This window comes from Streptomyces sp. NPDC033221 (assembly GCF_055577005.1).
The window spans coordinates 267,541-279,045 of sequence record NZ_JBVIQN010000006.1 but is presented as its reverse complement, the minus strand read 5'-3'; the positions used below and the strand labels follow the sequence as shown (position 1 = coordinate 279,045).

The following is an 11,505-nucleotide window of genomic DNA, read 5'->3' as shown; positions in this document are numbered from 1 at the left end:
GACACGTTGCCGCGGCCGGGGGCGAGTGGCCCCGCCTTGGCACGGCAGACCCGCCCCCGTCTCGGCAGAAGGTCAGCCGACAGTCAGCCGACCCTGGTCATCGTGGACTCGTACCCCCCGCCGCCCGGATAGACCCAGGCCCCGGCGAGGACGTTGCCGTCCGCGGTGAAAGTGCCCCTGAAGTACGCGGGCGAGCCCTTCTCGCCGCCCCAGATGGTCAGGGTGTCACCCTCCATCTCGTACACGTAGTCGAAGGTGTGGCCCTCGCTGTCATAGAAACGGGACCTGATGTCGTCCCCCGGCGCCTCCGCGCCGAAGGGCCGCTCCCTGCCGATCACCTCCATACCGGTGACCCGCTGTCCGTGCTGTTCCAGGTCGACGTCCTGCACCAGGAAGAAGCCTCCGTCGAGCGGGCGGAAGGTGACCGTGCCGGTCGCCCCGCCGTCGACCCGCCACCGGCCCACGAGCCGCTCCAGCGCCCGGATTCCCTCGTCCAGCCGCGCCGCTTCGCCGTGTTCAGTCCGCTCCGTCACGTCCGGCTCTCCGTTTCCGTACTCGTCCGTACGCCCTGCGCGCATCCTCGTGCGGCAGCGGCGCCCTACGGCTTACGGCCCATACGGCCGACGGGCCCCGGAAGGAATCGACACCCGGAAGCGACCCGCGTCACTCCCCGGCCGTACCGTTCCGGTCACTCCCCGGCCGTACCGTTCCGGACGTCGCCGGGCGCCAGGACCGAGGCGAGGCCGAGGGCAGGCAGCAGATCCGGCGCGAAGGTGGTGATCTCGGCGATCCGGCCGCCCTCGACACGCAGCACTCGGACGCCCGGGAAGCCGCGACGAACCGCTGGAGGAGCGCGCGCTCGGCCTCGGTGGGGCCGGTGACGCCTCTCCCCCAGTCGGCGCGCCGCTCGGGCAGCCGCTCACGCAGCGTGGCGCGGGCCCGTTGCAGTGCGCTCTTGACCGCGGCGACGCTCAGTCCGAGCGTTCCGGCCGTCTCCGCGGCGGGCAGGCCCACGACATCACGCAGGATCAGCACGGCCCGCTGCCGTGGCGGCAGATGCTGGATCGCCGCCAGGAAGGCCAGTTCGATGGTCTCCCGGGCGATCGCCACCGCTTCCGGACCGCCGTCGGCCGGTGCGGCCAGGTCCAACAGGGCGTCCGGATAGGGCTGCAGCCAGGTGACTTCGGCCGGTGCGGAGCGCGTCGGCACGCCCGTACTGCCGCCCGCGATCGCGATCTCCCGGCTGCGGGCGGGACTTGTCAGGGCGTCCAGGCAGGCGTTGGTGGCAATCCGGTACAACCAGGCCCGGAACGTCGCCCGCCCCTCGAAACTCGCCCTACTACGCCAGGCCCGCAGCAGCGTTTCCTGTACGAGGTCCTCCGCGTCGGCGAACGAACCGAGCATCCGGTAGCAGTGCACCCGCAGTTCGTGCCGGTAGCGCTCGGCGAGCCGCGCGAACGTCTCCTCGTCGCCTGCCCGGACCGCGGCCTCAGCCCGCTCGTCCACCCCACGCGGCCCACCGGCCCCACGCTCCCCCGTACCCGCCCCCGTACCCATACCCACGTCCGCCCCCTCCCCCTGACGCCCTGCACGCACCGCCTTCCGCCCGGTCGGTCACGATACGGCCGGGCGGACAGCGGTGTCGGTGCAGGGTCGGGGCCGAGTCGGCCGGACCCGCTCAGATCAGATCACATCCCGGTCAGTCCTGGTCCGACACGCTGGTGACACCCACATTGGCGTTCTTGGCGAGGCCGTCGACCGGAAACAGGAACCCGCTCTTCGAGGGCTGTTCGACCGCGGCATGACTACCGGAGGCGGGGCGGGACCCCGGCCCGTCGCCCGAGTCGGCGTGAGCCACCGCGGGCAGCACCGCGCCGGACAGGGCCGCGGCGGCCAGGAGACCCCACGCCGCACGGATGGTCATACGAAGTGATGTACGCATGATGTTCCTTTCGAGGGTTGCGCGGTCAGCGCACCACGGGAAAAGGGCATCGCCGCGGCATTGGGCCGTACGTGGGCGCGCCCGCGTACTCCGCTGCGCCCGGGGCTCCTCAAGGGTGGGGCACGAGGAACGTCCGGACCGCGTCCAGGAACTCCAGAGGCCGCTCCTCGTGTACGAGGTGGCCCGCCCCCTCGACCGTGACCAGACGGCAGTCCGGAATGCGCTCGGCCATGTCGTGGAGCTGCTGCTGCGGGATGTGACTGGTGGGGCCACCGGCGATCACCAGGGTCGGTGCGCTGATCTTCGCCAGACCGTCCCACCACACGGGGTCCGGCGCGTTGCGCTGCGCCACCACGGCCACCTTGGCCTGCCAGTCGAACGCCGGCGGCCCCGGCGGCGGTTCCGGGATCTCCTGCGGCGGAACCGCGGGAAGGGGCGGGGCGGCCTCCTCCAGTACCAGCCGCTCCACCAGCTCGGGCCGGTCGGCGGCCAGCAGCAGCGCGGCGACCGCGCCGACGGAGTGACCGATGAGCGCCACGGGCCCCAGCCGCAGCTCACGCAGGAACCCGGCCACGTCGTCGCGCCACCGCTCGAAGCCGTACTCCCCCGGCCAGTCGCTGTGCCCGTGCCCCCGGAGATCCAGTGCGTACACCCGGTGGGTGGTGGCGAGCTGGCCGACCACGCCGCGCCAGTCCTCGCCGTCCTCACCGAGGCAGTGCAGCAGCACCGCCGGGGGCGCGTCCGCGTCACCCCAGCACCGGTATGCCAGGCGAACGTCACCGACCTGCACTTTCTGAACGTCACTCATGCGCTGGAAGCTACCCGAGCGCGAGTTCGTCACGCCCCTTGACGCGTTCGCCGCCCGCTGATTACTTGGACCGGACTCGGCTACCGAATGATCGGTAGGGACACGGAACGGTGACGCACATGCCGGATGCGCGAAGCAGGGGCGGGGAGACGGGTCCCAGCACGGGAACGGAACGGGGAACGGGAACGGGAGGCAGCGGCCCGGTCGCAGCCCCGGAGGCGGTCGACGCGGTGCGGCGGCTCTCCACCGAGGAGCTACGCGCCCGCCAACTGGGCCGACTGCGCGCCTCGTTGCGGCATGCGTACGAGAACGTCCCGTTCTACCGGCAGTCCTTCGACCGGGCCGGCGTGCACCCCGAGGACTGCGGGTCGCTCGCGGACCTGGCCCGCTTCCCCTTCACCGTGAAGGACGACCTGCGGGCCAACTATCCCTTCGGGATGTTCGCCGTGCCGCAGAGCGACATCCGCCGCATCCACGCCTCCAGCGGTACGACGGGCCGCCCGACGGTCGTCGGCTACACCGAGCGCGACCTGTCCGTCTGGGCCGACGTCGTCGCCCGCTCGATCCACTCGGCAGGCGGGCGCCCCGGCCAGAAGGTCCACATCGCGTACGGGTACGGGCTGTTCACCGGCGGACTCGGCGCGCACTACGGCGCCGAACGGCTCGGCTGTACGGTCGTCCCGGCCTCCGGGGGCATGACCGCACGGCAGGTGCAGATCATCCGGGACTTCCGGCCCGAGATCATCATGGTGACGCCGTCGTACCTGCTCACGCTCCTCGACGAATTCGAACGGCAGGGCGTCGACCCGCGTACGACCTCCCTCCGTACGGGGATCTTCGGTGCGGAGCCGTGGACGGAGGAGATGCGCCGCGAGATCGAGGAGCGCTTCGCGATCGACGCGGTCGACATCTACGGCCTCTCGGAGGTCATGGGCCCCGGCGTCGCACAGGAGTGCGTGGAGACCAAGGACGGGTTGCACATCTGGGAGGACCATTTCTACCCGGAGGTGGTCGATCCGCTCACCGGTGAGCCGCTGCCGGACGGCGAGCACGGCGAGCTGGTGTTCACCTCGCTGACCAAGGAGGCCATGCCGGTGGTCCGCTACCGCACCCGGGACCTGACCCGGCTGCTGCCCGGCACCGCCTGCCCCGCCTTCCGCCGGATGGAGAAGATCACCGGCCGCTGCGACGACATGATCATTTTGCGCGGTGTGAACCTCTTCCCCGCCCAGATCGAGGAGATCGTGCTGCGCACCCCGGGCGTCGCCCCGCACTTCCAGCTGCGGCTGACCCGGGAAGGCCGGATGGACCACCTGACCGTACGGGCGGAAGCACGGCCGGACGCGACCCCGGAGGTCCGGACGGCCGCCGTCGGCCGGATCGCCCGCGACGTCAAGGACGGCATCGGCGTCTCGGTCGCCGTGGAGATCGTCGACCCCGAAACGTTGGAACGCTCCGTCGGCAAACTGAAGCGCATCGTCGACGCCCGCGACTGAGCCGCCGCCGCGACCCACCCGCACCGAAAACGGCTCCCCGCTCTCCCCCCTCGGCCCCCGCCCCTCTCCTCCGCGTCGTCCCACGCACAACCAAGGCCCAGCCCGGCCCGGCCCGACCCGGCCCGCGCCAACCCACACCGCGCGGCCTGGCCACAACTGCGCCCCCAGCCCCGACCGGCCCCAGCCCCGGCCCGGCCCGGCCAGCAACTCGCCGGCGCTCATCGTGCCGCCGTCGACGAGCACCGCCGGACCGGCTCAGCCAGGCCCACAGCCCGGCTGAGCCAGCCACGGCCGCAGCCCGGCCAGACCACGATCACAGCCCGGCCGCGCCAGCCACAGCCCAACCGGCCCAGCCCCAGCCACGGCCCGCCCGCCCACAACCGCAGCCCGACCGCCCCTCCCGTCTCCCTCCTACCTGTCTCCTCCCTGCCCCCTACTCCCCCAGCCCCAGCCCAGCTACTTCGGACCAGGCGTGATCAGCGCATACGGAGCGCCGAACGGATCCAGCAGCATGGCCAGCCTGCCTATGCCCTCGGCGTCCACCGGCGGGATGATGACCGTCGCGCCGCGTTCCGTGGACGCGGCCACCGTGGCGTCGCAGTCCGCCACGCCGAAGTACGGGTGCCACTCCGACGTCGAGCCGGCCTCCAGGTGCTCGGCGCCCAGCTGCAGGATGCCGGCATGGCCGGAGTCGCCGGCCGGGTCCGTGCCGGCGGGTGAGGCGACGGTGTAGATCATGTTCTCGCCCATTTCGTTGTCGGCCGTCTCCCATCCGAGGACCGTGCGGTAGAACTCCTTCGCGGCGGCCGCGTCGGTGGTGTACAGCTCGGTCCAGCAGGCGGCGTTCGAGGTGCTGACCACTTCCATCCCCGGGACGTCGCGGGGCTGCCAGACCGCGAACTCGGCGCCGGTCGGGTCGGTGAACCCGGCCAGCCGGCCGGCGGTGAAAACGTCGCACGGGCCGAAGCGGACCGTGCCGCCGGCCTGCTCCACCGTCTTGGCCAGGGCGTCCACGTCCGGGCTGTGGAAGTGGACGGTCCAGGACGGGTTCGCGCCCTCCTCGGTCAGCGGTCCGGCCCCGGCGACGGTTTTCCCGTCGAGCTGGAAGAAGCCGTACCCGCCGGCGTCGGGGCCGGCCGACACGAAGGTCCAGCCGAAGACGCCGCCGTAGAACGCGACGGCCGCGTCGATGTCGGGGGCCCCGAGGTCGAGCCAGTTCGGCGCACCCGGGACGTACTGGGTCGTGAGCATGATGATCTCCTCCGGCGTCCTGTCGTCGCGGCGCGACGCGGGCGGCCGCCGAGCGAGCACGAGCGCCCTCGTCACCGGGGAACACGCGGTGTGGGTCGGTGCTTTTCCCCGGCACTTTCAGCATGGCAGGGGGGTCTGACAATCGCCCTCCGCGACCGCCGGGAGGAGGCTGGGGGCGGCGAGATCGTTCAGGCTCCGCCGGAGCGGAACCGGTCCCGCAGTTCCCGCTTGAGGATCTTGCCGCTGGCGTTGCGCGGGAGCGCTTCGGCGAACAGCACCCGCTTGGGCACCTGGAACCCGGCCAGCCGCTCCCGCGCGACCGCGATCAGCTCCGCCGCGTCCGGTGTCCCGGCCCCTGCCCGCGGTACGACCACGGCGGTCACCGCCTCGATCCACCGCTCGTCCGGCAGCCCGATCACCGCCACCTCGGCGACCGCCGGATGTGCGTACAGCGCGTCCTCGACCTGTCGCGAGGCCACCAGCACGCCACCGGAGTTGATGACGTCCTTGACCCGGTCGACGATGGTGAAGTAGCCCGCCGTGTCCCGCACCGCCAGGTCCCCGGAGTGGAACCAGCCGTCCCGGAACGCCGCCGCGGTCTCCGCCGGTTTGTCCCAGTAGCCGGAGCACAGCTGGGGCGAGCGGTAGACGACCTCTCCGGGCGTGCCGTCCGGCACTTCGAGGCCGCGTTCGTCCACCACCCGGGCTTCCACGAACAGCACCGGACGGCCGCACGAGTCCATCCGGCCGTCGTGCTCGTCCGGTCCCAGAACGGTGGCCAGCGGGCCGATCTCGCTCTGTCCGAAGCAGTTGTAGAAGGCGAGGCCGGGCAGCCGCGTGCGCAACCGTTCCAGTACGGGTACCGGCATGACGGATGCGCCGTAGTACGCCTTGCGGAGGCCGCCGAGGTCACGGGTGGCGAATCCGGGGTGCTGGGAGAGGCCGATCCACACGGTGGGCGGCGCGAAGAGGCTGTCGGCCCGGCCCTCCTCCACCAGTTCGAAGATCCGGTACGGGTCCGGTGCGTCGAGGATGACGTTCTCCGCGCCGACGGCGAGGTACGGCATCAGGAACACGTGCAGCTGCGCCGAGTGGTAGAGCGGCAGGCTGTGCACCGGCCGGTCGGACGCCTTGAGGTCCAGGGCGGTGATCGCGGACGCGTACGCGTGGACCAGCGCGCCGTGCGTCATCATCGCGCCCTTGGGCAGCCCGGTCGTGCCGGATGTGTAGAGCAGCTGGACCAGGTCGTCGGAGTTCGATCCGTACGGGCTGCCCGTTCCGCCCGCCACGAGGACCATTGATTTCTCCGGCAGCCCCTCCTGGGCGCGTTCCAGCAGCGATCCGGTGGCGTCGCGCAGCCGCATGGTGCGCACACCGGGCGGCAGCCGGTGTTCCAGCACGGGGTCGGTCAGGACGAGGGAGCTGCCCGACTGCTCGATGATGTAGCGCAGTTCGTCGCCGGTGAGGTTGTGGTTGACGGGTACGTGCACCAGGCCGGCGCGGGCGCAGGCCAGGAAGCCGATCAGGTACGCGTCGGAGTTGTGCCCGTACGCGGCGATCCGGTCGCCGGACTCCGCTCCGGCGTCCAGCAGGGCGCACATGGCGGCCGTCACCGCGTCGTCCAGTTCGCGGTAGGTCCAGGACCGGTCGCCGTGGCGCAGCGCCGTGCGGTCGGGGGTCCGCCGCGCGCTGCGCCGCAGGACTCCGTCGACCGTGTTCGTCCGTACTCCCGTCATGGCGTGATCCTGTGCCCCGGCCCCGGGCGGGTCAAGGGCGCCCGGCGGGACGGGATGTTCCGAGCCAAAGGGCGCGCGGCACGGCGCCGCGGCGATCGATCGTCGTTATTCTCAAACTCCGCTGCACTCCCGCCAGTTGGCACACGTAACGCGTACGACGACCGTCAACGACGGCGCAGGCGTCAGGACCACAGGGAGGATCACCCGAAATGCGCGACCGACTCAGAAGACTCGCCGTGGCCGGGGTGGTGCTGCTGTCCGTGGCGGCGCTGGCGCCCGCCCCGGGCGCGGCGGCCGCCGCCGAGGTGTCCCGTCCGTCGGGCGGCGGCCTGGCGGCCGACATCCGTTACACGGAGTACGGCGTACCGCACATCGTCGCCCGCGACTATCCGGACCTGGGCTTCGGAGTGGGCTGGGCGCAGGCCGCCGATCAGGTCTGCACCCTCGCGGACGGCTTCGTCACCGTACGCGGCGAACGGTCCCGGTACTTCGGCGCCGGCGGCCGGACCGACGGTTCGCACTCCTCCGCGAGCACCAACCTGGCCAGCGATCTCTTCTTCAAGGGCGTCCGGCAGGCGGGCACCGTCGAGAAGCTGCTGCGGCAGCCGGCCCCGGCCGGTCCGAGCGACGACATGAAGGAGCTGTTGCGCGGCTGGGCGGCCGGGTACAACGCGTGGCTGGCGCAGCAGAAGATCACCGATCCGGCCTGTGCGGGCAAGCCCTGGGTCAAGCCGGTCACCCGGGCCGACGTGGCGGCCGGCGCCCACGCGCTCGCGATCACGGCCGGTCAGGGCGACATGGTGGACGGCATCACCGCGGCCACGCCGCCCACGGCCGGTACGGCGCCCGAACCCGGTGCCCACCGGAACCGGCAGCCCGACCCGCGGCAGCCTGATCCGCGGCAGACCGTCGCGGCCGTCCGTGCCCGTCTGACGCACGGCGCGGGCGACATGGGTTCGAACGCCGTCGCCTTCCGCGGCACCACCACCGCCAACGGCCGCGGCCTGCTGCTGGGCAACCCGCACTACCCGTGGTCCGGGAGCCGCCGTTTCTGGCAGTCGCAGGTCACCATCCCCGGCGAACTCGACGCGGCGGGCGGCTCGCTCCTCGGCGCTCCCACCCCCTCCATCGGCCACAACGCGCACGTCGCCTGGAGCCACACCGTCTCCACCGGCGTGCCCTTCAACTTCCACCAGCTCACCCTGGACCCCGCCGACCCGACCGCGTACCTCGTGGACGGGAAGTCCGAGCGGATGACGCGGCGGACGATCACCGTCCCGGTCAAGGACGGCGAGGACGTCCGGCGCACGCAGTGGTGGACGCGGTACGGCCCGGTCACCACCGATTATGGCGGTCTCGACCTGTCGTGGACGAACCGTACGGCGTACGCGCTGAGCGACCCGAACGCGGCGCAACTGCGCATGTTCGACACCGGCCTGAGCCTCGGCAAGGCCCGCGACGTGGCGGGCGTGCAGCGCGCGCTGCGCCGCTCGCAGGGGCTGCCCTGGGTGAACACCGTCGCCTCCGACTCGGCGGGCCGCACCCTCTACTCCCAGTCGCAGGTGCTGCCGCGCATCACCGACGACCTCGCGGAGCGCTGTTCCACCCCGCTGGGGCGGGAGCTGTATCCGGCCACCGGTCTGGCCGTGCTGGACGGGGCGCGCTCCGACTGTGCGCCCGGCCGCGACCGGGACGCCGTACAGCCCGGCATCTTCGGCCCGGCCGCGATGCCCACCCTCACGGACGCCCCGTACGTGGAGAATTCCAACGACAGTCCCTGGCTGGCCAATGCGGACCGGCCGGTCACCGGCTACCCGCGCGTCTTCGGTGACATCGGCACCCCGCGCGAACTGCGCACCCGCGGCGCCGTCCAGGACGTTGCCGCGATGGCGGACCGGGGTGGTCTGACGGTGGCCGACCTCCAGCGCCAGCAGTTCGCCAACCGGGTGCCCGCCGGCGATCTGGCCGCCGCCGACACCGCGCGGGCCTGCGCCGCGCTCCCCGGGGGCACCGCGACCGGCAGCGACGGCAAGGCCGTCGACGTGGCGGAGGCGTGCCGGGTGATCGGCGCCTGGGACCGTACGCTACGGACGGACAGCAAAGGCGCGCTCCTCTTCGACCGCTTCTGGCGCGCCCTGTCCGCGAAGGTGCCCCCGGCCGGCCTGTGGAAGACGCCGTTCGACCCGGCCGACCCCGTGCACACCCCGCGCACCCTGAACACCGCGGCTCCCGGCTTCGCGACCGCGCTCGCCGACGCCGTCGCCGAACTGCGCGCCGCCCGCATCCCGCTCGCCGCCCCGCTGGGCGAGCACCAGTTCGTCGTACGCAACGGCAAGCGCATCCCGGTCAGCGGCGGCGCGCACGGGCTGGGCGTCTGGAACATGAGCGTCGGCCAATGGAACCCGGCGGACGGCGGTTACACCGAGGTGCGGCACGGCTCCAGCTACATCCAGGCGGTGTCCTTCAAGGGCGAGGGCAAGGGAGAGGCCAAGGGCGGGGACTGCCCGGTGGACGCCCGTACGCTGCTGACGTACTCGCAGTCCTCCAACCCGCGCTCGCCGCACTACAGCGACCAGACCGAGCTGTATTCGGCAGGCCGGATGCCGCGTTCGCGCTTCTGTGAGAAGGACGTGCTCGCCTCGCCGGAGCTGCGGGTGGTGCACGTACGCCAGCGGTAGGTACCGCTACACGGCGCGCTCCCGGCCCGCCCAGTACGGGTCGCGGAGCCGCCGCTTGTAGAGCTTGCCGTTCGGGTCGCGTGGCATCTCCGCGATGAAGTCGACCGACCCGGGGCGTTTGTAGCCCGCCAGCCGCTCCGCGCAGTGGGCCAGGATCGCGTCGGCGAGCGCCGGGCCCGCCGCGTACCCGTCGGCGGGCTCGACAACGGCCTTGACCTGCTCGCCCCAGTCGTCGTGCGGGATGCCGAAGGCCGCTGCGTCGGCGACGGCGGGGTGGGCGAGCAGGGCGGCCTCGATCTCGGCGGGGTAGATGTTGACCCCGCCCGAGATGATCATGTCGATCTTGCGGTCGCGGAGGAAGAGATACCCGTCCTCGTCCAGGTGGCCGAGATCGCCGACGGTGAAGAAGTCGCCGATGCGGTTCTTCCGGGTCTTGCCCTCGTCCTTGTGGTAGCTGAAGCCGCCGGTGGTCATCTTCATGTATACGGTGCCCAGTTCGCCGGGCGGCAGGCGGTTGCCGTCATCGTCGAAGACGGCCAGTTCGCTGATGGGCCAGGCCCTGCCGACCGTACCGGGCTTCTTCAGCCAGTCCTCGGCCGTGGCGAAGGCGCCGCCGCCCTCGCTCGCCGCGTAGTACTCCTCCACGCAGCTCCCCCACCAGTCGATCATCGCCCGTTTGACGTGGTCGGGGCAGGGCGCGGCGCCGTGAATCGCGTGCCGCATCGATGTCACGTCGTAGCGGGCCCGTACCTCCTCCGGGAGGGCGAGCAGGCGGTGGAACTGGGTCGGCACCATGTGTGTGTGGGTGCAGCGGTACGTGTCGATCAGAAGCAGCATCTCCTCGGGCGTCCACTTGTCCATCAGGACGACCTGGTGCCCGATGTGCAGGGACGCGCCCGCGAACTGCAGTACGGCCGTGTGGTAGAGCGGTGAACACACCAGGTGCACATTGCCGTCGAAGGGACGGATGCCGAAGATGCCGAGGAAGCCGCCGAGCGGGGACTCCTCGGGCGGCTTGCCGGAGAGCGGGCGGCGGATGCCGCGGGGGCGGCCGGTGGTGCCGGAGGTGTAGTTCATGACCCAGCCGAGGGTGCGGTCCCGCGGCGGGGTCTCCGGCTGTCCGTCGAGGAGATCCGCGTACGGCCGGAATCCGAGCACCTCGCCGACGGCGTAACGGTGTTGCGGTGGCAGTCCCGCCGCGTCGGCGGCGGCGCGGGCCGCGTCGGCGAACCGTTCGTGCGCGATCAGCGCCTTGGCTTCCGAATCGCCGACGATCCAGGCGATCTCCGGGCCGACCAGGTGGTGGTTGACGGGTACGAGGTAGAAACCCGCCTGCGTGGCGGCAAGGTAGGCGGTGAAGAGTTCCACGCCGTTGGGCAGCACCACCGCGAAGGCGTCGCCCCGCTCCAGGCCCGCGGCGCGCAGACCGTGCACCAGGCGGTTGCAGGCGGCGTGCAGCCGGGCGGCGGTCCACTCCTGGCCGTCCGGGGCGATCAGGACCGTACGCCCCGGGTCGGCGGCGGCCTGCGCCCAGAAACCGTTGGGGGATGGTGACGCCATGGATGCCGACATACGTGTCCTCCTCGGCTGGGGA

Annotated in this window: 9 protein-coding genes; 2 read left to right on the top strand and 7 right to left on the bottom strand. The window is 72.0% G+C overall.

Going from position 1 to position 11,505, the window contains the following annotated elements; translation table 11 throughout:
* Positions 1-83: 83 nt before the first annotated feature.
* From ACZ53K_RS10760 to ACZ53K_RS10745, 4 genes are all read right to left on the bottom strand, one after another.
* The gene (locus tag ACZ53K_RS10760; protein ID WP_468833850.1) at positions 84-533 is read right to left on the bottom strand and encodes a hypothetical protein; all 450 of its coding nucleotides are present in this window, start codon (positions 531-533) and stop codon (positions 84-86) included.
* Between the two features lie 130 nt (positions 534-663).
* Positions 664-1,506, bottom strand: coding sequence for an RNA polymerase subunit sigma-70 (locus ACZ53K_RS10755; protein WP_468833847.1), 843 nt, complete (start codon positions 1,504-1,506; stop codon positions 664-666).
* 193 nt (positions 1,507-1,699) lie between these two features.
* Entirely contained in the window at positions 1,700-1,942 is a 243-nt protein-coding gene (locus ACZ53K_RS10750; RefSeq protein WP_468833845.1) for a hypothetical protein, read from the bottom strand.
* Between the two features lie 109 nt (positions 1,943-2,051).
* On the bottom strand, positions 2,052-2,750 hold the full coding sequence (locus ACZ53K_RS10745; RefSeq protein ID WP_468833844.1) for an alpha/beta fold hydrolase: 699 nt from the start codon (positions 2,748-2,750) through the stop codon (positions 2,052-2,054).
* Between the two features lie 119 nt (positions 2,751-2,869).
* Here ACZ53K_RS10745 and paaK point away from each other — a divergent pair, with 119 nt between their 5' ends.
* The gene (gene paaK, locus ACZ53K_RS10740; RefSeq protein ID WP_468833841.1) at positions 2,870-4,246 is read left to right on the top strand and encodes a phenylacetate--CoA ligase PaaK; all 1,377 of its coding nucleotides are present in this window, start codon (positions 2,870-2,872) and stop codon (positions 4,244-4,246) included.
* A 456-nt stretch (positions 4,247-4,702) separates the two neighbouring features.
* Here the strand turns inward: paaK and ACZ53K_RS10735 are convergent, their stop codons facing one another.
* Together ACZ53K_RS10735 and ACZ53K_RS10730 are read right to left on the bottom strand one after the other, a co-directional pair.
* On the bottom strand, positions 4,703-5,497 hold the full coding sequence (locus ACZ53K_RS10735; RefSeq protein WP_468833840.1) for a VOC family protein: 795 nt from the start codon (positions 5,495-5,497) through the stop codon (positions 4,703-4,705).
* A gap of 188 nt (positions 5,498-5,685) precedes the next feature.
* Positions 5,686-7,233 carry an acyl-CoA synthetase gene (locus ACZ53K_RS10730; RefSeq protein WP_468833838.1) on the bottom strand — a complete coding sequence of 516 codons (1,548 nt, stop codon included), beginning with the start codon at positions 7,231-7,233 and terminating at the stop codon, positions 5,686-5,688.
* Positions 7,234-7,442: 209 nt separating this feature from the next.
* Between ACZ53K_RS10730 and ACZ53K_RS10725 the strand changes: the two genes are divergently transcribed.
* Entirely contained in the window at positions 7,443-9,911 is a 2,469-nt protein-coding gene (locus ACZ53K_RS10725) for a penicillin acylase family protein (RefSeq protein ID WP_468833836.1), read from the top strand.
* Positions 9,912-9,917: 6 nt separating this feature from the next.
* Here the strand turns inward: ACZ53K_RS10725 and ACZ53K_RS10720 are convergent, their stop codons facing one another.
* Positions 9,918-11,483, bottom strand: a complete 1,566-nt coding sequence (locus ACZ53K_RS10720; protein WP_468833834.1) for an acyl-CoA synthetase — start codon at positions 11,481-11,483, stop codon at positions 9,918-9,920.
* Between the last annotated feature and the right edge of the window lie 22 nt (positions 11,484-11,505).

Excerpts from the sequence above, each read along its gene's own strand:
- ACZ53K_RS10730 (WP_468833838.1), bottom strand. The coding sequence starts at position 7,233 with ATGACGGGAGTACGGACGAACACGGTCGACGGAGTCCTGCGGCGCAGC.
- ACZ53K_RS10720 (WP_468833834.1), bottom strand. The coding sequence starts at position 11,483 with ATGTCGGCATCCATGGCGTCACCATCCCCCAACGGTTTCTGGGCGCAG.
- ACZ53K_RS10735 (WP_468833840.1), bottom strand. The coding sequence starts at position 5,497 with ATGCTCACGACCCAGTACGTCCCGGGTGCGCCGAACTGGCTCGACCTC.
- ACZ53K_RS10725 (WP_468833836.1), top strand. The coding sequence starts at position 7,443 with ATGCGCGACCGACTCAGAAGACTCGCCGTGGCCGGGGTGGTGCTGCTG.
- paaK (WP_468833841.1), top strand. The coding sequence starts at position 2,870 with ATGCCGGATGCGCGAAGCAGGGGCGGGGAGACGGGTCCCAGCACGGGA.
- ACZ53K_RS10745 (WP_468833844.1), bottom strand. The coding sequence starts at position 2,750 with ATGAGTGACGTTCAGAAAGTGCAGGTCGGTGACGTTCGCCTGGCATAC.
- ACZ53K_RS10750 (WP_468833845.1), bottom strand. The coding sequence starts at position 1,942 with ATGCGTACATCACTTCGTATGACCATCCGTGCGGCGTGGGGTCTCCTG.